The organism is Usitatibacter rugosus, from assembly GCF_013003965.1.
Lineage (GTDB): Bacteria > Pseudomonadota > Gammaproteobacteria > Burkholderiales > Usitatibacteraceae > Usitatibacter > Usitatibacter rugosus.
Genome location: NZ_CP053069.1, coordinates 237,657 through 257,879, shown reverse-complemented (window position 1 = coordinate 257,879; position 20,223 = coordinate 237,657). Strand labels below are relative to the sequence as shown.

The following is a 20,223-nucleotide window of genomic DNA, read 5'->3' as shown; positions in this document are numbered from 1 at the left end:
CAGAGTTTACCGCCCCGCCCCGGGAAAATGCACGCATGCAAAACAACGAACAAGATCTCGACCCCGCACTCGCCGCGCGCATCGCCGCGCTGCGGCCGGATCTCGACCGCATCACGATGCCGGCGTGCATCATCGATCTCGATCAGCGCTACCGCTGGATGAACGAGGCGTATCTCGCCCACTTCGGCCGCCCGCGCGAGGATCTCCAGGGCTTCCGCGTCTCCGACGCCTTCAAGGTCCAGCCCTCCGACGGCCGGCGCGAGCATCTGCGCCGCGCGCTTGCGGGCGAGTCCCTCATCTTCGACCGCGAGACGCTCGAGGGTCCGCGCCGCGGCCGCTGGGTGCGCGCGAGCTACCTGCCGATTCGCGACGGCGACCGTGTGATCGGCGTGCTGGTGATGACGATGGACATCCAGCATCTCAAGGATGTCGAGCGCGACCTCGCGCAGCGCGAGCGCCAGCTCACCCTCATCAACGACAACATCGGCCTGCCGATGTCGTACATCGATTCCGAGTGGCGCTTCCTCTATACGAACCAGCCGGGCCTGGATTGGCTGCCCGGCGGCACGCGTGAGAGCTCCGTCGGCCGCCCGCTGAAGGAGATCGTTTCTCCCGAGGCCTTCGAGGTTGCCCGGCCGCATCTCGAGCGTGCGTTCCGCGGCGAGAAGGTCGTCTACGAGCGCCAGGGCACGCAACCCACCGGTGCCAAGCGCTGGATCCGCGTGCACCTCGTTCCGGACATCGCACAGGACGGCAACGTCCGCGGCGTCTACTCGATCGTGATCGACGTGGACGACGACCATCGCCTGCGCGAAGCCCTGCTCGAGCAGGAAGCGAGGCTGCGCTTTTTCGCGGAGAACATTCCCGGCCCCATCGCGTTCGTCGATGCGGAATTCCGCTACCGCTTCGTGAACAACGTGTTCCTCACGATCCGCGGCCTCGGGATCGAGGACGTGATCGGCCATCGCGTTTCCGACGTGCTGGGCCCCGATCTTTCGCGCTCCTTCTTCGAGCCCTTCATCGACCGCCTGAAGAAGGGCGAGATGTGCGAGTACGAACGTCTTGTCGGCGGCTCCAATGGCGCGGCACGCTGGCACCTCGTGCGCCTCGTGCCGACACTGAACGCAAGTGGACAATTCGACGGCTACTACATCGTCGGCACCGACGTGCACGAGATCAAGAGCAGCCAGGAGCGGTTGCGCGTAGCGCAGCAGGCGCTGGAGGAGAAGGAGCGCCAGCTTCGCCAGGTGATCGATGCGATCCCCACGCCGATGGTCTATTGCGATGCCGAGGGCTGCTACCGCTACGTGAACCAGGCTTTCGTGGACTACATCGGCCGCCCCGCGGACCAGATCATCGGCCGCACGGTGCGCGACCTCCTCGGCGAAGACCGCTGGAACATCTTCCAGCCCAGCCTCGATCGCGTGCGCGCGGGCGAATCGCTCGCCGTCGAGCGCCTGATCCGCTTCGCCGACGGCCGAAGCCGCTGGATGAACGTGCGCCTGTCGCCGCGCCTCGATGCCGAAGGCCGCTACCTCGGCCACTTCGCGACGACGAGCGACATCCACGAGCAGAAGATGGTGGAGAGCGACCTGCGTCGCGCCAGCTCCATTCTTTCCGCGCACTTCGACAACACGCCGCTCGCGGTGATCGAGCTGGACACCGAGTCGCGCGTCGTTCGCTGGTCCGGCCAGGCCGAGAAGATCTTCGGATGGTCCGCGTCCGAGGTGCTGGGCCGCAAGCTCACCGGCTGGCGCTTCGTCTACGAGGAGGATCTCGAAGCGGTCTCGCGCCAGGTGCGCGACATCACGGACGGTCCCGAGCCGCACAAGACGATCGTCAACCGCAACTATCGCAAGGACGGCTCGGTGATCTGGGTCGAGTGGCATAACTCGGCGCTGCGCGACGAGGAAGGCCGCGTGATCTCGCTGCTCGGCCTGGGCCAGGATATTTCGTCGCGCATGCAGGCCGAGGAGCGGCTCATGTACCTCGCCACGCATGACGGGCTCACGAACCTTCCAAACCGCATGGTGCTCACGGACCGGCTGGAGAGCGCGCTCTCCCGGGCTCGGCGCTCGCGCACCGGCGCGGCGGTGATGTTCCTCGACCTGGACCGCTTCAAGGACGTGAACGACTCGCTCGGCCACCGCGTGGGCGACCAGTTGCTGAAGGAGCTGGCCCGCCGGCTGCGCGCGACGCTCCGCCAGACCGACCTCATCGCGCGCATCTCCGGCGACGAATTCGTGATGGTGCTCGAGGACCTTCCCGACGACGAGGCGCCGGAACGCGTGGCCACCAAGGTTCTCGAGGAAGCACGCCGGCCGTTCAACGTGGACGGGCACGAGGTGCACGTGAGCGCTTCGCTCGGCGTGGCGCTCTTTCCGGGGGACGGCGACGATGCGGATACGCTCATTCGCAACGCCGATGCCGCGATGTACTCCGCGAAGGAGCTCGGCCGCAACAGCTTCCGCCTCTTTTCCTCGGAGCTCGCCGAGCGGCGCACGCGCCGCATGGAATCCGAGACCGCGCTACGCCGGGCGTTGAAGGGCAAGCAGCTCCTGCTCCACTACCAGCCCGTGGTCGACCTCAAGACGGGAGCGGTGACGCGCGCCGAGGCGCTGGTGCGCTGGAACGATCCGACCCGTGGCCTCGTCATGCCCGCCGCGTTCCTCCCGCTGTTGGAGGATCCGGAGCTCGCGCACGACGTGAGCGTGTGGGTGCTCGAGCAGGCGTGCAAGCAAGCGCGCGCGTGGCGTGACGCGGGCCTGGGCGGCCTGGTCGCCACCGTGAACCTCTCCTCGATGCAGCTACGCGACGCGACGCTCATGCCCGCGTTGAAGCGCATCCTCACCCGCACCGGCTGCGAGCCCACGTGGCTCGAGTTCGACATCACCGAAACCGGCCTGATGCGAGATTACGAAGGGACGGTGCAATTGCTCACGAAGCTGCGCTCGCTCGGCGTGAGCATCGCCATCGACGATTTCGGCACCGGCTTCTCGAGCCTCGCCCACCTGCGCAACCTCCCGGTGGACGTGCTGAAGATCGACAAGGCGCTGATCGCGGATGTCGGCGGGACGTCGAAGGCGAAGGGTGCGGGCACGGGAGGCGCCATCGTCTCGGCGATCCTCGGCCTCGCCCACGGCCTGGGCCTCGAGGTCATCGCCGAGGGCATCGAGAAGAAATCGCAGGTCACCTTCCTCGCACGCGAGGGCTGCACCCACGGCCAGGGCTATCACCTCTGCCCGCCCCTCACGCCCACCGACCTCGCCAAGTGGCTCAAAGCGAGGAAGAAGAAGTAGCGGGTGGAATAAAGGGGTCAGAACAACTTATTCGAGACGCTTCAACCGGGCTCTTGCCCGGACCGTCTCGAATAAGTTGTTCTGACCCCTTTATTCCACCAACTACCAAGTGATCGAGACGCGTGCTCCGCCCAATGGTGAATCGGAGATGCGAGCCGAGCCGCCGTGCCATTCGGCCACGCTCTTCACGATGGCGAGGCCGAGGCCCACGCCGCCGGTTTCGCGATCGCGCGCGCCCTCCAGCCGCGTGAAGGGCTCGAAGAGACGTTCGCGCTCACCGGGCGGGATGCCGGGGCCGTCGTCGTCGACGTTGATCACCGTGCGCTCGCCCGCGGTTTCCACCGTGAGCGCCACGCGGGTGTTGGCGTAGCGCGCGGCATTGCGCACCACGTTCACGAGCGCGCGCGACAGGTACTTCGTGTCGCAGGAGATGTTCTCGGGCAGGTTCTTCGGCGCCTCGATGGCGATGTCGCGGCGCGTGGCACGCATCTCGTCCTTCGCGCGGCGGATCACTTCATCCATCAGCGTCCTGGCGGCGATCTCGCGCGGCTGGTAGGGCGGCGCCTCGCGCAGGCTCGCGAGCAGCAGCAGCTCGTTCACCAGCTCCTCGAGGTCGATCACGTCCTGCTCCATCGCGAGGTAGCGGCGCTCGCGATCCTCCGGCGTGTGGCTCGTGCGCGCGAGCTCGAGGTCGAACTTGAGCTGGGCGAGCGGCGTCCTCAATTCATGCGCCACGCTCTGCTCGAGATCGGAGTGGGAGCGCAGCAGCGCCTGCACGCGCCCCGCCATCGCGTTGAACGCCGTGGCGATCGGCTCGACCAGCGAGCCGCGTCCCACCGTTGCCCGCACGTGGAAGTCGCCCTCGCCCACCCGAGCCGTCGCCGCCTTCAGCGCTTCGACATCGCGCCAGATCGGCTTGGCCCACCGGTAGAGGATGAAGCACATCGCGAGCGACACCAGCGCGATGATCGTCACGTAGTACCAGACGACGTACTCGAAGGCGCCGACCGACTCGATCTTCAGGACGCGGTCCGTGTCCTTCAGCCGCCGCATCGACACCGAGCCGCCGCCGGGCCGGTCGCGCAGCGCCACCTGCCCGTCTCGCAACCGCTCCTTCTCCCCGGCCGACATGAACCAGTCGGACTGCGCCTGCGACATGGGGACGATGGTGTGCTCGATGCGGAACGTCTCCTCGATCAGCTTGAGGCGCCCCTGCCAATCCGGCACGCGTGTGTCGTTGATGATCCGCTCGGCGCGCTCGAACGCCCCCGCCCAGCGCGCCCGCGATTGCTCGAGGTGCATCTGGTCCATCACCTGGTCGGTGACGTACATGAACAGGACGAACGCGGCGATGGCCGGCAGCATGAGGAACACATACAGCCGGATGAAGAGGCGCAGCATGGTCTGGATGCCGGTCGAATAAAGGGGTCAGACCACTTTATTCGTGCCGTTTGAATAAAGTGGTCTGACCCCTTTATTCAATCAGCCTTCGCCGGTGAAGAGGTAGCCGCGCAAACGGACTGTCTTGATCATCGTCTCCGCCCCGCCCGCGTCGGCGAGCTTGCGGCGAAGCCGGCAGATGCGCGCATCGATCGACCGGTCCAGCCCGTCGTAGTCGATGCCGCGCACGACACGCAGGATCTCGTCGCGCGTGACGACGGTGCCCTGGCGCGTGGCGAGGAGCCACAGGATGTCGAAATCGCCCGTGGTGAGGTCCACTTCACGCTGGTCGATCTCCGCGGTGCGCCTGGCGCCATCCACGGACAAGCGTCCAATGTTGAGCTTCGCATCGCGCGGCTCCTGGGGCGCCGTACGGGCACGCCGAAGGATCGCCTCGATGCGCGCGAGCAGCACGCGCGGCTCGACGGGCTTCACGACATAGTCGTCGGCACCCATTTCGAGGCCCAGCACCTGGTCGATGTCCTCGCCCTTGGCGGTGAGGATCAGGATGGGCGTGCGGTCGGCACGGCGGATCTCGCGGCACACCGTGAGGCCGTCCTTGCCTGGGAGCATGAGGTCCAGGACGACGATGTCGGGGCGCAGCCGCTCGAGACGCTCGGCCACGGCCATGCCGTCGCCCTCGATGAAGACTTCGAGGTTGTGGTTCTCGAGATATTCGCGGATGGACGCGGCGAGCCGGGCGTTGTCCTCGACGAGCAGCACGCGCGAGCGGCGCAGCTGCGGTGCGGCACCGGAATGGGTGCGCGAAACGGCTTCGACCTGCATCTTGTGCTCCCTCGGGAGATTTGACCCGAAGGATACTCTACGCCCCGGGACGGCCCGTCCCGGTGACCCTTGATCACCCGTTGTTGCCGTTTGTTACCGGCAGGTGACCGGCTGGGAGCGGGGTCGGGGCCCCGGGCGCCCGCGTCTCATCCAGTTCATACCCAGATCACTTTCGGCGACTTGGGCACGATCAGGGAGGATTTCTTCAGGCCGCCGTCGGTGGCTCCGCGGGTCTGCGCAGCGAGTTCCCTGGCCTTTTCGACGGCTGTGGCGGGTTGGGGTGCCGGCGTGGGCGCGGCCACGGCTTCGACCTTGGCCACGGCCGGGGTCGTCGGGTAGCCGTCGTGGGCCGGATCGTTGCAGGCAGTGAGTGCAACGCAGGCAAGGAACGCCACGGGCATCACGCGATCGAACAGTTTCATGGCTTTCCCTCCCTGGGACGAGTTTTGGAACCTGGAGCCATGTTGGCGGTCGCCTCCACGGCGAGCCATCGGAACTCGCCACGGCCGAGAGTAGGACGGCGCCGACAAGACTTAGCGTTTTTTACCGATGCGGCGCGGCTGTCTTACAGAGTGAAATGGCGGGACCATGCAAACACCCCCGCCCCGCGAAGTCCCGCCGACGGAAATACGCCCGGAACCCGCGGACGCCGTTCCCTTCTCCCTCGTGCTCGCGGTGTGGATGATCGTCGCCCTCGGAACGATCGCCCTGCTCTATTTCGCGCGCGCGTTCTTCATCCCATTGCTCCTCGCCATCACGCTCGCCTACGTGCTGCGGCCGGTCGTCGATGCGATGGTGAATTTCCACATTCCTCGAGGCCTCGCGGCCTCGGCCGCGGTCATCTCGCTGGCGGGAGTCATCGGCCTCGGCATCTACGCCTTCTCCGATGACCTCGTGAAGCTGACGGAGACGCTGCCGCGCGCCGCACGCGAAGTGCGCGTGGCGCTCCAGGACACGCGCGGCAGCAAGCCGGGACCGCTCTCCCAGATGCGCGAGACCGCCAAGGAGCTGGACCGCGCAGCCGCGGCCGCCTCCGGCAACTCCGCACCCTCCGCGCCCGCTGCGGCCCCCACGCTCGGCACGCGGGTCCAGGAATACGTCGTCACGCAGGGCATGGCCGTCGTGCTGCTCGCGGGCCAGGCGCTCTTCGTCTTCCTCCTCACGTGGTTCGTGCTCTCCGAGGATGAGACCTTCAAGAGGAAGCTGCTGAAGATCGTGGGGCCTTCGTTCGCGCGGAAGAAGATCACCGTTCGCATCCTCGACGACATCGACACGCAAGTGACCCGCCAGATGGGCGCGATGGTCGTGGCCAACGTCCTCATCGGGGCCTGCACCGGCATCGCGTTCGCCGTGATGGGCATGGAGCAGGCAACACTCTGGGGCGTGCTGGCCGGCGTCCTCCACTTCATCCCGTACGTGGGGCAGGCGCTGGTGACGACGCTGAGCTCCGCCGCCGCCTACCTGCAATTCGGCTCGATGAGCTCGGCGTTGACGATCGGCGGCATCACGCTGGCGCTGTCGTTCGCCATCGGCACCGTGCTGATGACGTTCATGCAGAGCCGCGTCTCGAAGGTGAACGCCACGGTGCTCTTCGTCGCCATCCTCTTCTTCGGCTGGCTTTGGGGCGCGTGGGGCCTGGTGCTCGCCGCGCCGATCGTGGCGATGATGAAGAGCGTCTGCGACCACGTCGAAGCCTTTGCCCCCGCGCGCGAATTCCTCTCCGGCAGCCCTCCGGCCCCCACGCCGCCGGTGGCCGTCCCCGCCGACTGAAGGCAATCCTTCGCGTCGTCTCCCCTGAGCGCTTCCATCGGGGGCCCATCCATGACGTAGGAGTCCGGCTACACCGGATTGGGCGCCGACCTACGACCCGCCCTGTCCGCACCTACATCCCCGACCGCCGCTAGAACCCAGAATTTTCCGGCAGGCTCGCGGACTTTCCGCGCGCTTCGGAATCCATCGAACCACAGCCTCTTCTAAGGAGCATGCACATGAACTGGGATCGCATCGAAGGCAACTGGAAGCAGCTCAAAGGTAAAGCCCAGGAGCAGTGGGGCAAGATCACCGACGACGATTTCGACGTGATCGGCGGCAAGCGCGAACAGCTCGCCGGCAAGATCCAGGAAACCTACGGCATCAGCAAGGACGAGGCCGAGAAGCAGATCAGCGACTTCGAAGCCCGCGCCCGTCGCGAAAACTGGCTGCAGTAATTCAACCCGCAATTCATCACCACACACACACCGAGAGGAACCCATCATCATGAGAACGAAACTGATCGTCGCGGCCCTGGCAGGGGCGTTTACCTTTGGCACCGCTTTCGCCGCGAATGCCGCGATGAGCGACGCCGACTACAAAGCCCAGAAGGACAAAGTCGCCGCCGACTACAAGGCGATGAAGGACCGTTGCAAGGGCATGTCGGGCAACGCCAAGGACATCTGCCAGGCGGAAGTGAAGGGTGAGCACGAGATCGCCGAGAAGCAGCTCCAGGCCGATTACAAGCCCACGGAGAAGAACCAGTACGACCTCCGTGTCGCCAAGGCCGATGCCACCTACAAGGTCGCCAAGGAAAAGTGCGACGACCTGAAGGGCAACGACAAGGACGTCTGCAACAAGGAAGCCAAGGCCGCGTTCACCAAGGCCAAGGCCGACGCGAAGGTCTCCAAGACCGTCGCCACGCAGACGGCGAACCCGTCGACCACGCTCGTGAACAAGGAGTCGAAGGCGCCGGAGAAGATCGCCGACGCGAAGCGCGAAGCCGTGGATGACAAGAAGGACGCCGAGTACAAAGTCGCGAAGGAGAAGTGCGATGCCCTGTCCGGCCAGCCGAAGGACAACTGCGTCGCCCAGGCGAAGCTGAAGTACGGCAAGTAACCGGTGATCGGAGGGTCCGCTCTCTATCGGAGGGCGGCCCGTCCGCAGCTACCAAGAAAGAGGGCCTGTCCTAGGACAGGCCCTCTTTCTTTGCTGCTCTCGCTCCCGCGGGCTGCGGGGTTCGATGACGAGCTTGCCTCGTCATCGAATCACATCAGCCACCCAAGGACAGGTTGTTGTGGACTTCCGTGACGCCGTTCTGCGCGATCGCGATGCGCTGCGCGCGTTCGGCGGCGGCCGGGGTGGGCGCGGTGCCGGTGAGCGTCACCGTGGAGCCGACGGTATCGACGTCGATCTTCAGCGCGGAGAGCTCGGGGTCGCGCACCAGCTCGGTCTTGATCGCGGCGGTGATCGCGGCTTCCTCGGCGGTCTTCTCGATCGCGTTGCCGGCCTGGGCGAGCTTGTCGCCGGCCTTGTCCACGGCGGCCTGGGTCTTGGCGGCGGCGCGATCGGTTCGGGCATTCATCTCATTGCGATCGCAAGCGGCGAGCGCGAAAACGCCCAACGCGATGGCGACCGCTGCAACTGCGGGCTTGCGGTTCATGCGGATCTCCTGGTGATTGAATAAGGGTGGATCGCACGATTTGACCCCAATCACGCCGCCCCAGCCGTCGGCCAGATTCGGAAATGCCTGTCGGAATCCGCAGGCTCCTGCGATCTGTCAGTGGAATCCCACGCGGGAATCGGAGCTTGTACCCCGGCCCATGCACCGGCGCCGACATTGGCGGGACGGGTCGGGACCTACGCTGTCGGGGTGTGGCGTGATCTCGCGCCCCCAAGGATTCCATCCACCTTTCTTTGATCAACAGGAGAACGCCATGAACGTCCGTAAACTTTCCAGCTTTGCCGCCGCCGCCTTCGTCGGCCTCACGCTCGCCGCCTGCGCGGGTACGTCCACCACCAAGAGCACGGGCGACGTCGTCGATGACGCCTGGATCGCGACGAAAGTGAAGTCCAAGCTGATCGATGACCCGATGACCAAAGCCCGCGACATCCAGGTCGAGACGTTCAAGGGCACGGTCCAGCTCGCCGGCTACGCCGACAGCCAGGCCGAAATCGATCGCGCCGTCGCGCTCGCTTCCAGCACGCAGGGCGTGAAGTCGGTCCGCAACAACATCACGCTGAAGCAGACGACCCGCTAAGCAACTGTTCTCGATCCAAGGAGCCGAAATGCAAACTGCCCGCCCGACGAATTCCCAGACCCCCATCGCGCGCGACTTCCAGAACGTGGTCGATGATGCCCACGAGCTGCTGAAGACCGTGCAAACCGAGGGCGAAGGGAAGATCAACGAAGTTCGCAGCCGTGTGCAGGAGTCGATCGACTCGGCCCGCGTCAAGCTGTCCGACGTCGGCACGCAAGTGACCGAGCGTGCCAAGGTGGCCGCGACCACCACCGATGAGTACGTTCGCGCGAACCCGTGGCAAGCGGTTGGCGTGGGTGCTCTAGCCGGTGCGGTGCTCGGTTTCCTGATCGCACGTCGCTGATCGGGGCGCGGCCATGGCGCGGGGAGGCATTGTGGCGGACGTGAGGGGAGTCGCGGCGGATGCGTTACGCATCGTCCGTACGCGGCTCGAGCTTCTCTCCATCGAGTTCCAGGAGGAGAAGGAGCGGATCGTCCGGCAAATGCTCGTCGCATCGGCCGCGCTGTTCTTCGCAGTCTTCGGGGTGATGCTGGCACTGGTCTGGCTGGTGCTGGCCCTTCCCGAGGAGTACCGGCAGAGCGCGCTCGGCGTGCTCTGCCTCCTATTCCTGGCGGGGGCGGGCGGTTGCTGGTTCTCGCTCTCGCGCAAGCGCACCCGCATCCCCTTCGCTTCCACGCTCGGGACGCTCGCGCGCGACGAGGCGGCGCTGAAGGGTGGCGATGATTGACCTTCGCGTCGACGATCTCGCGATCCTCGAGCAGCGCAGGCAACTGGTGGAGCTCTCGTGCGAGCTCCAGCGCGCCACGCTCTCGCGGCGGCTGGATGCCATCCAGGCCCGTCCCGGTGGAGCGCTCCTCGGAACGCTCGCCGCGATCGGCGCCAAACCCGCGGTTCGCCGCATCGCCTTCGCCACCGCCCTCATGCTCTTTCGCAAGTGGCGGCGGCGTTAAGGCCCATTCCATTCAACTCAACTGAGGAGTTCGACATGAAACTGAAGATCCTGGGCGCCGCGGCGCTCTGCGCGATGGGCCTTGCCGGTTGCGGCAGCAGCCCGACGTACAGCGACAGCCCGTACTACGGCAGCACCGTCGCCAGCAACTCGTACACCGAGTATGGCCGCGTCACGAACATCGAGACGGTCATCTCCAATGACGGCAAGGCCTCCGGCGCCGGCGCGGTGATCGGCGGCGTGGTGGGCGGCGTCCTCGGCCACCAGGTCGGCAGCGGCCGCGGCAACACGGCGGCGACGGTCGGTGGCGCGGTCGCGGGCGCGGTGGTGGGCAACGAAGTCGAGAAGCGCCGCAACACGGGCGAGGAAGTCGGCTATCGCGTCGACGTGCGCATGGACAACGGCGGCACGCGCAGCGAGATGATGGACTACGTGGGTGACCTGCGCGTGGGCGACCGCGTGCGCATCGCCGACGGCCGGATCGCGCGCTACTGACCGCGAAATTTTGGTCCGCGAACCTGAAGGCAACCTGCAGCAGCCGGCGAAACCAGTACTTCCGACGAAGTACTGGTTTCCGCTTCTTGTCGCGCTGATCGTCACCGGCGCGATCCTCGCTGTCTCCGAGTTCTCCTCCCGCTCGTTCAACCGCACCCGCAACGACCTGGGCCAGTCCATGGGCCTGCAGTCGAAGCTGCTCGAGCTGCAGAAGAACCTCGCGCAGGCCGAGGCCGGGCAGCGCGGATTCCTCCTCACGCACAAACCCGAATACCGATCGCCGTACGACCAGGCGGTGACGGCGCTGCCCTCGATCGCCACGCAGGCGCGCGATCTCGCGGCGGAGGACAAGCCGGGACGCGACATGCTCGCCGCGCTCACCGAGCTCATCGCGTTGAAGATGGCGACGATGCGTTCGAGCCTCGAGCGCGCGGACACCGGCGATTTCGAAGGCGCCCTCGCCCTCCTCGATTCCACCGACTCCCGGGCGCTCGATGCGCGCACCACCGCCGCCTTCGAATCCATGGCCCAGCGCAACACCGCGGCGCTGGCCGACCGTGCCGCGCGCTGGGAGGATTCGCTGGACGCCAGCCGCAGCGGCATCCTCGCGGTCGTGGGGCTCAACGCGGCGCTCATCGCCTTGCTCGCCCTGGTGCTCATCCGGGACACGCGCCGTGCGCGCGAGAACGCCCAGATCCAGGCCTCCTTCGCCGAGCGCATGAAGCGCGAAGTGGACGAGCGCACGGCGCAGCTCTCCGCGCTTTCGGAATTCCTGCAGGTGCAGTCGGAGTCGGAGAAGGCCAAGCTCGCCGGAGAGCTGCACGACGAGCTCTCGCGCTTCCTCACGCCCGCGCAGATGGACGTGAACTGGCTCGCGGGCAAGTGCGACGACGATGGCGAGGTCACCCGCCGGCTCACGCGCCTGACCGAGCTTCTCGACTCCGGCATCGACGTGAAGCGCCGCATCATCGAGAACCTGCGCCCCTCGTTGCTCGACCACCTGGGCCTGGTGCCCGCGGTGCGCTGGCACGTCGAGGAGGCGTGCAAGGCCGCCAACCTGCGCTGCAACCTGGACGTGCAGGGCAACGTGGAGCGCCTCTCACCGGACGTCGAGATCGCCCTCTATCGCGTCGTGCAGGAGTCGATGGCCAACATCGTCCGCCACGCCCGCGCCGGCCGCGTGGACATCCTGCTGGAGCGCATGACGGATGGCATCGGCGTCACTGTGCGTGACGACGGGGTGGGGATGGCTGACGTGAAGGTCGCGGCTCGCGACTCGTACGGTATCGAGGGAATGCGCCAGCGCCTTCGCGCCGTCGGCGGCCGGATGGACATCGATTCGCGTCCCGGCTCCGGCACCGCCGTGCGCGCCTTCGTCCCCCAGCGCCTCTCCGAAGCCCTCGACGCCACCCTCACCCGCCAGAACGAATAAAGGGGTCAGACCACTTCATTCGCCTCGTTGCCCGGCCCTCGCCGGGTTGAACCGAGACGAATGAAGTGGTCTGACCCCTTTATTCGTTGCTGTTTACTGGCGTTCGGAGAGGAGCTCTTCGACGACCCGCGGAACGGCGGGGAAGTCCTTGCTCTTGTCCAGGAAGTGATCGGCTCCCGCCTCGAAGGAGGCGACCTTCAGCGCCGGCACCGCATGGTTCGTGAGCACGACGATCGTGGTGTGGCGGCCCGCATCGGCACGAAGGCGGCGGATGACGCCAAACCCGGTGCCCTGCGCGAGCTGGAGATCCACGACCGCGATGTCGAAGACGCGCCCTGCGCAAGCGGCGACCGCTTCGGCTTCCGTCGTTGCGGTGGCAACCACTTCGACGCGGCCCGGGATGTTCAGCATCTCCACGAGTCGCTCGGCGATGGCGGGCGAGTCCTCGACCACCAGCGCCTGCAAGGGCTTTTGGGACAGCTCCGAATCGTCGCTCATCTGGGGGGAAAGCTTCATGAAGTCCCTTCCGGGCTCGGTATTCACCTGCACGGCGGCGCCGAACAGCGTCGCGAGCCAGGGCCTGCGGGGAACATTGAGGGTTTGGCTATGGATCATCGGGATCACGCAATCAGTTGGTTTTTCACCGCGTAATAAGTGATGTCCGCGTTGGATTTGAAATTCATTTTTTCGAGGATGCGCGAACGGTAGGTGCTGACGGTCTTCACGCTGAGGAAAAGCTCCTTGGCGATGTCGGACACGCTCTGTCCGCCGGCCAGCTTGCAGAAGATCTGGAACTCGCGCTCGGAGAGCGCGGCGTGCGACGGCTGGTCGGCCGCGTGCCCCGAGAGGCCCTGCGCGAGGCGATCGGCGACACGCGGGCTCACGTACCGGCGGCCCTGCGTGGCAGCGAGCACCGCGCTCACCAGGCTCTCGGGCGGCGCGTCCTTCGGGACGAATCCCGATGCGCCGGCCTTGAGGATGTTGATGGCGTATTGGTCTTCCGGATAGCCGCTCACGATGAGCACGGCCATTTCCGGTCGGATCGCCTTGGCGCGCGTGAGGACGTCCACGCCCGACATGTCGGACAGCGACAGATCCACCAGCGCCACGTCGAACGGTTCCTTGCGGATCAACGTGATCGCTTCGTCACCGGTGCGCGCTTCGGCCGCGATTTCCATGTCCACGCGGCTGTCGAAGACCTGCTTGAGGCCCATGCGAACTACGTCATGGTCGTCGACGATGAGCAGCCTGATCATTGGTTTTCTTCCGGTTGCGGTTGGATGTCAGCAAGGATTACATCACGGTCCTACAGGTGGGCCCCGTAGTCCGGGGCGGATTGTCTCGTAGGACAAATCCTACACCCCGTCATGAGCCTTTCCGGGCCTACCTGAAGCTGTATTTGAAGGTGACGCGGTCGCGCTTGACCGAGATGTGCTCCGCCCTCATGCCCGGGATGCTGGGCATGTACTCGGCGGTCTTCTTGTAGACGACTTTCCCCGAGTCCGTGTCGTAGCAAAGCGAGCGCCCCCCGTTCTCGCACGACGCCCGGATCTCCTTCAGGCGCTCGTCCGTGTTGTGGGGCTGGAAATCGAGGTTGGGCTCGCCCGGCTGGATCAGGAACGGCGCCTGCTGGATGGCGGAGGGGCTGGGCGTGAGGATGGCTTTCGGGCGCAGCTGGAGCGACTTGCCCAGCGAAGCGGGCGCGGCGTCGTCCGCGGCCGCCCCCAGGGGCGACACGGCTGCGAGTACGGCGAGAACCTTCAGGGCTCTTTTCATGCCGCCATCGTCGCCTTCCATACCTTCTACATATGCCGGAGGGCCGCGCGACCCAATGTCCGCACCGGCGCAAAGGCTTGTAGGACAGCATTCCGGGGAGTTGTCCTACACGGGGTCGGCGTGGGCCGACCTGCGCATCAGCACCGGTCGGATGCCCCGCCGAAGCCCGCCTGCCTATCGTGGAGTCCGGTAGCGCCGACTTTGGGCGCGAAGAAACCGGAGAAAAACGATGGACCGAAACACCCTCTTCCTCGCCGCCGCCGTCGCCATCGGCTGCTACGGCCTTTCGGCCAAGGCGCAGGACCCCGCGGTGCAAGCGGGCGACCCGGCGCGCTGGTACCAGCCGGCCGACACGCCGCAGAAGAAGTTCGAGACCCTCAAGAAGGAAGCCGGTGCCGCGCTGAAGGAAGCCCGCGACGAGTGCCGCAAGTCCGCCACCGATCGCCGTGCCTGCGAAGCCCAGGCGCGCGCCCAGTACGACTCCGACATGCAGCTCGCACGCGGCTACCTCGCGGGCGACAACCCCATGCCCCGATAAGACAACGACCATGAAATCCACCCTGCTCTCCACGCTTGCCGCCGCCTGCCTCTGCGCGACGGCCGCCCACGCCGCTTCGATGGACCCGACGTCGCCGTATCCGACCGCCGGCGAGGTGATCTCGCTCAAGCCCAACGGCACGAGCTGGCCCCCGTACATCCCGACCGCGAGCTACACGCGCCAGGGCAACATGCTCAACTTCGAGCTCGACCTCTCCGACGGCTTCTACTACAGCGGCGCGTTCGGCGCGTCGCCGATCGACGTGGGCGGCCTGCCCCCGGGCACCTACACCGCGAACATGCGCATGCGCACGCTGGGCCATGACGACGCGCCGCCGAAGTACGCGACGAGCTACTTCGTGGTCGCCGCGCCCTACCAGCCGGACGCGTACGCCGCGCCCGCGCAGCCGTTTTCCTACGCCAACTGGAACGCCGTGCTCTCGAGCGCGTACTACGTGTATCCGATGAGCCTGCGCGCGACGGTCGAAGGTTCCGTGGTCCGCGTCGCGTTCGAATACGAGCCCGCCTACCCGACGAGCTCGGGTGGCCCCGGCCCGGCAGGCACGACGCCCTATGCCTCGGTTCCCGTCCAAGGCCTCGCCCCCGGCATCTACACGCTGCAGTTCAACGGAACGCCGCGCGGCGCCAATGGCGTGACGCTCCAGTACGCGAAGACGATCGAAGTGCGTCGCGAAGCGCGCACGGCCGAGTTCTATGAGGAAGCCAGCGGCCACTATTACCTCACCGCCGATCCCGCCGAAGTGAATCGCCTCGAAACGCCGGGCTCCGGCTGGCGCCGCACCGGCGAAGGCTTCAGCGTATGGATGAACGCGAACGTCGCGCCCGCCAACGCCGTGCCTGCCTGCCACTACTACCTCGCGTCTTCGAACTCGCACTTCTATTCGGTGAGCAACGGCGACTGCGAGATGCTGAAGTCGATGGAGGCGAACGAGCGCCAGGGTGGCAAGGCCTTCACGGGCTGGGCATCCCAGGGCACGGCCTTCTATGCGCTCGCCCCGGTGAACGGCGATTGCGGCGCGGGCACCACGCCGGTCGCGCGGTTCTACAGCGGCGAAAACGGCGCGAACCACCGCTTCGCGGTGAGCCAGGGCGTGCGTGATGCGATGACGAATACGTCGTGGAACTCCGAGGGCCCCGCCTTCTGCGCCCCGCTCTAGGAACTGGCCGAAAAAGCCCTCTTTCCGCTATAATTCGCGGCTCACCGTGGGGTGATAGCTCAGCTGGGAGAGCGCCGCGTTCGCAATGCGGAGGTCGAGGGTTCGATCCCCTTTCACTCCACCAAATTTCCTGCTCCGCGTGGCTCGTCACCATCGCATAGCGCATTTCGCGGCCCTGGGCCTCGCTGTCTTGTCGTCGAGCGCGCTGCCGGTTCGTGCAGCGGATCCCGCCAACGGCATCCCCACGCCGATCCAGGCTCCCGAGTGCATCGGCGACCCCTCGTCGCTCTTCTTCTCCGAGAACGTCACGCCGGCGGAGCCGCCGCATCCGACGCTTCCCATCGGGCACTACTACCAGATCGTTCGCTACCTCGGCGACTCGGTCTCGGCGCCGGTGTCGATCGACTACGGGCACATCTCGCAGTCCTATCCGTGGCCGCCGTTCCGCGGCGTGCCGCTCACGGGACTGACCGTTCCCGAACCGGCGGCCTCGTACCAGCGCGCAAGCTTTCCCGAGGCGAACCCGGACAATTCATCCGGCTTCCAGCTGCACTGCTACGACGCCGGTTCTTTCATCAACACCTGGACGTTCCCGCGCCTGCCGATCACGGGGGGCGGCGCGCATTCGATCTACGGCTACAGCTTCTATCCGACGCAGCTGCCGTCGATCTACGACGCCAGCCCCGGCACGGACTTCGTGCTGCAAGCAGGCATCGAGATCCCCTGGTTCCAATCGGTGCTGGATCCGGACGCGCCCGCCGGGATCGTGCCCGTGGGACAGGTCAACTTCTTCGCATACTTCCTCGACCGCCGGTCCGGCAAGACCTTCGCGTTGCTGCTGGGCGTCTTCGACAATCGCTACAGGCCGTCCGACCCGACGGGTACGGGCTTCATCGCTCACGATGTGGCGACACCGTTCGTGTCCACGCCGATGGTCGCGACGTCGAAGTACGCGACGGTCTCGCCCTACTCGGGGACCTTCACCGGCACGACCTGGTCCGGCTTGCGCTTCTTTCGCGCGCACATCACGCAAGACAACTTCCGGCGAATGCTCGGTGACGTCAATGCGTACTGCGCGGCCAACCCGGGAATGCGTTACTGCTCGGCTTCCGCGCCCGGCGCACCGGCTTACAGCACGGCGGTGACGGACTACTTGATCACCGATTTCGGCGTGCTGCACGAGGTGTTTCCGCAAGGCGACAAGGCCAACCTCAGCATGGGCGTGCACGTGAACGGGCTGGGGGCCTGGAACTTCCGCTAGAACGGCGAACGGCCGGTCCTCCCGGCGCGTGGGAATCCGACTACGCGGCTATGGGAATCCCTCCGGCAGTCGCGGCCCTTGGGGCTTGCGACCATCTTTCAAATGCCTCATCGCCAATACCTCCGCCGGGCGCGGCGTACGCCCCGAAATTTCACGCGCATGTTGCTGCCGCACGAACGGGACGAGACAGCGGATCGTTCGCGGGCTGGCGAGCCGCACCCCGAGATGCAGCAGGCGGAGAAGGACCTGGCCGCGGGGCGCGAGGATACCGACTGCCGTTCGCAGCCGCCCGCACAGCGCGGCGGCTCGTGCGACGGCGGCAATGCCGGACGCGATACGAAGGAATGACCATGGCGAAATGCGACGTTTGCGGCAACGAGTACCACCGCTCCTTCGAGGTCCACAAGGACGGCCGCACGTTCACGTTCGACAGCTTCGAATGCGCCATCCACCGGCTGGCGCCGCTCTGCGCCCACTGCGGCTGCCGCATCGTGGGGCACGGATCGGAATCGGAAAGCCGCATGTATTGCTGCGCCAACTGCGCCCGGCTCTCGGGCATCGACACGATCGTCGACAACACAGCCACGCGCCCCACCTACGAGGCGCAAAGGAGACTGTCATGAGCACCATCATCGCCGGATTGTTCGACACGGGCCCGCGCGCTGCCGACGCCAAGGAGCGCCTGCGCCAGGCGGGTGTGCAGGAAACCGACATGTGCGAGTTCGTCGTGAACCCGCCGGGCCAGCACGACCAGTACCCGATCGGCGGCGACCGGAATGAATCCCCGGGCGCGCGGGGTGCCGATGGCTCCGCCGCGACCGGTGCCGTGGTGGGCGGTGCCGTGGGCATCGCTGCCGGTGCAGCCGCCGCGATCGCCGTGGGTCCGATCGCCATTCCCCTTGCCGCCGGCGTGGGCGCGTACACGGGCTCGCTCCTGGGTGCCCTGAACGGGACCGACGAAAACCCGAAGCGCGAGCACGAGGTCCTGCGCACCGCGGGCACGATGATCGCCGTCAACGCCTCGAGCAGCGACGTGAACACCGCGACCATTGCGCGCGTGATGATGGAGTGCGGCGCCGAGGAAGTGGAGCGCGCCGACGGCTCCTGGAACTACGGCGTCTGGTCGGACTTCGATCCGCTGAGCATTCCGCAGCGCGTGGACATGCCCCCGCCTATCCCGGAAGGCCGCCGCGCCGCTCCGCCCGGACACTGAGGTTTCCCGAGCGCACCGTGCGGTCGAGCAGCTTCACCGCACGGTAGAGCGCCTCGAGCGCGGGGGTGGGCACGCCCACCTTCGCCCCGAGCTCCACGACCGCGCCCGTGAGCGCGTCGATCTCCAGCGCGTTGCCCGCTTCCACGTCCTGAAGCATCGAGGTCTTGTGATGGCCGATGCGCCCCGCGACGTCGATGCGATTTTCGATGGTCATCGGGAAGGTGACGCCGAGCTTCGCCGCGACGGCGCTGATCTCCATCATCCCCTGCGTCACCAGCTTTCGCGCGTCCGGGTCGTTGCAGATGTCCGCGAGCGTGGAGTGCGTGAGCGCGGAGATCGGATTGAAGACCGCGTTGCCCCAGAGCTTGAGCCACACCTCGTTGCGGATGTCCTCGAGCGCTGGGCACTTGAAGCCGGCGTTGCGAAGCTCGGTGGCCACGCTCTCGAGGCGCTGCGTGGAGCGGCCGTCCAGCTCTCCCAGGCGCAGGCCTTCTCCACCGGTGTGCTTCACCTCGCCGGGACCGGGGCGCTCGCCCGCCATGAAGGTCACCACGCCGAGCACGCGCCGCGCGGGAATCGCACCCAGGCATTTGCCGCCGGGATCCACGCTTTCCACCGTGCTGCCGGCAAGCGCTCCGCCGTGCTCGTGGAAATACCAGAAGGGCAGGCCGTTCTGCATCGGGACGACGGCCGTGTCGTCATTGCAGATCGCCGCCACGCCGCTCCCCACCGCCGGGAGCTGGTGCGACTTGACCGCCACGATCACGACATCGAAGCCCTTCGCGTCTTCGAACCGCTCGGACGCATGCACCCGCGCCACCTCGCGCCGCCCGTCCATCTGCGTGATCGCCAACCCGCCTCGCGCGATCGCCGCATGGTTCTCGCCGCGCGCGAACACCGTGACGTCCTTGCCCGCCAGCGCGAGCCGCGCCGCCACGATGCCTCCGATGGCTCCCACCCCGACGACGGCGATTCTCACGTTCGTCGTCCCCGCGAAGGCGGGGACCCATGGATTCCCGCCTTCGCGGGAGTGACGATTTTCACTTTCGGTAGGCCCAAGCCATCATCGCGGCACCGATCACGATCATCGGCAACGAGAGCCATTGGCCCATCGAGAGCCCCATCGCCAGCAGGCCGAGGAAGTCGTCGGGCTGCCGGCCGAACTCCGCGATGAAGCGGAAGACGCCGTAGCCGATGAGGAACGCCGCGGAGACGGCACCCGCAGGCCGCTTCTTCGAGGCGAACCACCACAGCAGCACGAAGAGCAGCAGACCCTCGAGCGCGAACTGGTAGAGCTGCGAGGGATGGCGAGCGAGCGGTTCGCGATCCACCTGCGGGAACCACATGCCCCACGGCACGTCGGTAGGACGCCCCGGCAGCTCGCCGTTGATGAAGTTGCCCATGCGGCCGGCCGCGAGGCCCACCGGCACCGAAGGCGCGATGAGATCCATCACCTCGATCCAGCGCTTCTTCCGCCGCCAGCAGAAGAACGCCACCGCGAGCAGCACGCCGAGGAAGCCGCCGTGGAAGCTCATGCCGCCTTCCCACACCTTGAAGATCTCCATGGGGTGCGAGAAATAGAAGCCGGCCTTGTAGAAGAGGATGTAGCCGAGGCGGCCGCCGAGGATCACCCCGAGCACGCCGTAGAGCAGGAGGTCGTCGACGTCGTTCACCGTCATGTCGCCGCCGAAGCCGCGCTTCACGCGCAGCTTGGTGAGCATCAGGAATGTGACGAACGCGACGACATACATCAGCCCGTACCAGCGAACCGCGATCGGGCCGAGCGAAAAGAGGATGGGGTCGAACTGGGGATGGGTCAGCATGGGCGCGGCTCGGGAAACCGCGC

The 20,223-nt window shown here is 66.6% G+C and carries 25 protein-coding genes and 1 tRNA gene; 17 read left to right on the top strand and 9 right to left on the bottom strand.

Annotation, left to right across the window (positions count from 1 at the left end; genetic code table 11):
- Positions 1–35 precede the first annotated feature (35 nt).
- Positions 36–3,299 carry a sensor domain-containing protein gene (locus DSM104443_RS01250; RefSeq protein WP_171088902.1) on the top strand — a complete coding sequence of 1,088 codons (3,264 nt, stop codon included), beginning with the start codon at positions 36–38 and terminating at the stop codon, positions 3,297–3,299.
- 102 nt (positions 3,300–3,401) lie between these two features.
- Here DSM104443_RS01250 and DSM104443_RS01245 read toward each other — a convergent pair whose 3' ends face one another.
- The 3 genes from DSM104443_RS01245 to DSM104443_RS01235 all read right to left on the bottom strand — a co-directional run bounded on the left by DSM104443_RS01245 (position 3,402) and on the right by DSM104443_RS01235 (position 5,947).
- Positions 3,402–4,700 (bottom strand): ATP-binding protein, encoded by a 1,299-nt coding sequence (locus DSM104443_RS01245; protein ID WP_171088901.1) that lies wholly within the window; start codon positions 4,698–4,700, stop codon positions 3,402–3,404.
- An 81-nt stretch (positions 4,701–4,781) separates the two neighbouring features.
- A complete protein-coding gene (locus DSM104443_RS01240) occupies positions 4,782–5,525 on the bottom strand; it encodes a response regulator (protein WP_171088900.1) in 744 nt (247 codons plus the stop codon).
- 155 nt (positions 5,526–5,680) lie between these two features.
- On the bottom strand, positions 5,681–5,947 hold the full coding sequence (locus tag DSM104443_RS01235) for a hypothetical protein (protein ID WP_171088899.1): 267 nt from the start codon (positions 5,945–5,947) through the stop codon (positions 5,681–5,683).
- A 166-nt stretch (positions 5,948–6,113) separates the two neighbouring features.
- Between DSM104443_RS01235 and DSM104443_RS01230 the strand changes: the two genes are divergently transcribed.
- From DSM104443_RS01230 to DSM104443_RS01220, 3 genes are all read left to right on the top strand, one after another.
- On the top strand, positions 6,114–7,295 hold the full coding sequence (locus DSM104443_RS01230; RefSeq protein WP_171088898.1) for an AI-2E family transporter: 1,182 nt from the start codon (positions 6,114–6,116) through the stop codon (positions 7,293–7,295).
- A 218-nt stretch (positions 7,296–7,513) separates the two neighbouring features.
- Positions 7,514–7,732, top strand: coding sequence for a CsbD family protein (locus DSM104443_RS01225; protein WP_171088897.1), 219 nt, complete (start codon positions 7,514–7,516; stop codon positions 7,730–7,732).
- Between the two features lie 49 nt (positions 7,733–7,781).
- Positions 7,782–8,393, top strand: a complete 612-nt coding sequence (locus tag DSM104443_RS01220; protein ID WP_171088896.1) for a hypothetical protein — start codon at positions 7,782–7,784, stop codon at positions 8,391–8,393.
- 154 nt (positions 8,394–8,547) lie between these two features.
- Here DSM104443_RS01220 and DSM104443_RS01215 read toward each other — a convergent pair whose 3' ends face one another.
- Positions 8,548–8,937, bottom strand: a complete 390-nt coding sequence (locus DSM104443_RS01215; protein ID WP_171088895.1) for a BON domain-containing protein — start codon at positions 8,935–8,937, stop codon at positions 8,548–8,550.
- A gap of 274 nt (positions 8,938–9,211) precedes the next feature.
- Between DSM104443_RS01215 and DSM104443_RS01210 the strand changes: the two genes are divergently transcribed.
- From DSM104443_RS01210 to DSM104443_RS01185, 6 genes are read left to right on the top strand one after another with little or no spacing between them, the layout of a single operon-like run.
- Positions 9,212–9,535, top strand: coding sequence for a BON domain-containing protein (locus DSM104443_RS01210; protein WP_171088894.1), 324 nt, complete (start codon positions 9,212–9,214; stop codon positions 9,533–9,535).
- A gap of 28 nt (positions 9,536–9,563) precedes the next feature.
- Positions 9,564–9,878 (top strand): ElaB/YgaM/YqjD family protein, encoded by a 315-nt coding sequence (locus DSM104443_RS01205; protein ID WP_171088893.1) that lies wholly within the window; start codon positions 9,564–9,566, stop codon positions 9,876–9,878.
- A 40-nt stretch (positions 9,879–9,918) separates the two neighbouring features.
- Positions 9,919–10,263 carry a phage holin family protein gene (locus DSM104443_RS01200; RefSeq protein ID WP_171088892.1) on the top strand — a complete coding sequence of 115 codons (345 nt, stop codon included), beginning with the start codon at positions 9,919–9,921 and terminating at the stop codon, positions 10,261–10,263.
- On the top strand, positions 10,256–10,486 hold the full coding sequence (locus tag DSM104443_RS01195; RefSeq protein ID WP_171088891.1) for a hypothetical protein: 231 nt from the start codon (positions 10,256–10,258) through the stop codon (positions 10,484–10,486). The genes DSM104443_RS01200 and DSM104443_RS01195 overlap by 8 nt, the downstream gene beginning before the upstream one ends.
- A 35-nt stretch (positions 10,487–10,521) precedes the next feature.
- Positions 10,522–10,980 (top strand): glycine zipper 2TM domain-containing protein, encoded by a 459-nt coding sequence (locus tag DSM104443_RS01190; RefSeq protein WP_171088890.1) that lies wholly within the window; start codon positions 10,522–10,524, stop codon positions 10,978–10,980.
- 10 nt (positions 10,981–10,990) lie between these two features.
- On the top strand, positions 10,991–12,412 hold the full coding sequence (locus DSM104443_RS01185; RefSeq protein ID WP_171088889.1) for a sensor histidine kinase: 1,422 nt from the start codon (positions 10,991–10,993) through the stop codon (positions 12,410–12,412).
- A gap of 93 nt (positions 12,413–12,505) precedes the next feature.
- On the opposite strand, the gene DSM104443_RS01180 is transcribed toward DSM104443_RS01185, so the two are convergent.
- The 3 genes from DSM104443_RS01180 to DSM104443_RS01170 all read right to left on the bottom strand — a co-directional run bounded on the left by DSM104443_RS01180 (position 12,506) and on the right by DSM104443_RS01170 (position 14,188).
- The gene (locus tag DSM104443_RS01180) at positions 12,506–13,027 is read right to left on the bottom strand and encodes a response regulator (RefSeq protein WP_171088888.1); all 522 of its coding nucleotides are present in this window, start codon (positions 13,025–13,027) and stop codon (positions 12,506–12,508) included.
- Between the two features lie 5 nt (positions 13,028–13,032).
- Positions 13,033–13,668 carry a response regulator gene (locus DSM104443_RS01175; RefSeq protein WP_171088887.1) on the bottom strand — a complete coding sequence of 212 codons (636 nt, stop codon included), beginning with the start codon at positions 13,666–13,668 and terminating at the stop codon, positions 13,033–13,035.
- Between the two features lie 127 nt (positions 13,669–13,795).
- Positions 13,796–14,188, bottom strand: a complete 393-nt coding sequence (locus DSM104443_RS01170; protein WP_171088886.1) for a hypothetical protein — start codon at positions 14,186–14,188, stop codon at positions 13,796–13,798.
- A 229-nt stretch (positions 14,189–14,417) separates the two neighbouring features.
- On the opposite strand from DSM104443_RS01170, the gene DSM104443_RS01165 reads away from it, so the two are divergent.
- The 7 genes from DSM104443_RS01165 to DSM104443_RS01135 all read left to right on the top strand — a co-directional run bounded on the left by DSM104443_RS01165 (position 14,418) and on the right by DSM104443_RS01135 (position 18,377).
- Complete coding sequence (locus DSM104443_RS01165; RefSeq protein WP_171088885.1) at positions 14,418–14,726, top strand: hypothetical protein; 309 nt, start codon at positions 14,418–14,420, stop codon at positions 14,724–14,726.
- A gap of 10 nt (positions 14,727–14,736) precedes the next feature.
- A complete protein-coding gene (locus tag DSM104443_RS01160) occupies positions 14,737–15,903 on the top strand; it encodes a hypothetical protein (protein ID WP_171088884.1) in 1,167 nt (388 codons plus the stop codon).
- 48 nt (positions 15,904–15,951) lie between these two features.
- Positions 15,952–16,027 (top strand) — tRNA-Ala (locus DSM104443_RS01155).
- Between the two features lie 15 nt (positions 16,028–16,042).
- The gene (locus DSM104443_RS01150; protein ID WP_171088883.1) at positions 16,043–17,164 is read left to right on the top strand and encodes a hypothetical protein; all 1,122 of its coding nucleotides are present in this window, start codon (positions 16,043–16,045) and stop codon (positions 17,162–17,164) included.
- Positions 17,165–17,323: 159 nt separating this feature from the next.
- The gene (locus DSM104443_RS01145; protein WP_171088882.1) at positions 17,324–17,512 is read left to right on the top strand and encodes a hypothetical protein; all 189 of its coding nucleotides are present in this window, start codon (positions 17,324–17,326) and stop codon (positions 17,510–17,512) included.
- A 2-nt stretch (positions 17,513–17,514) separates the two neighbouring features.
- On the top strand, positions 17,515–17,787 hold the full coding sequence (locus DSM104443_RS01140) for a hypothetical protein (protein WP_171088881.1): 273 nt from the start codon (positions 17,515–17,517) through the stop codon (positions 17,785–17,787).
- Positions 17,784–18,377 (top strand): hypothetical protein, encoded by a 594-nt coding sequence (locus tag DSM104443_RS01135; protein WP_171088880.1) that lies wholly within the window; start codon positions 17,784–17,786, stop codon positions 18,375–18,377. The genes DSM104443_RS01140 and DSM104443_RS01135 overlap by 4 nt, the downstream gene beginning before the upstream one ends.
- Here DSM104443_RS01135 and DSM104443_RS01130 read toward each other — a convergent pair.
- Both DSM104443_RS01130 and lgt read right to left on the bottom strand, forming a co-directional pair.
- On the bottom strand, positions 18,337–19,356 hold the full coding sequence (locus DSM104443_RS01130) for a ketopantoate reductase family protein (RefSeq protein WP_171088879.1): 1,020 nt from the start codon (positions 19,354–19,356) through the stop codon (positions 18,337–18,339). The genes DSM104443_RS01135 and DSM104443_RS01130 overlap by 41 nt on opposite strands.
- 61 nt (positions 19,357–19,417) lie before the next feature.
- Entirely contained in the window at positions 19,418–20,200 is a 783-nt protein-coding gene (gene lgt, locus DSM104443_RS01125; protein WP_171088878.1) for a prolipoprotein diacylglyceryl transferase, read from the bottom strand.
- Positions 20,201–20,223: the final 23 nt, after the last annotated feature.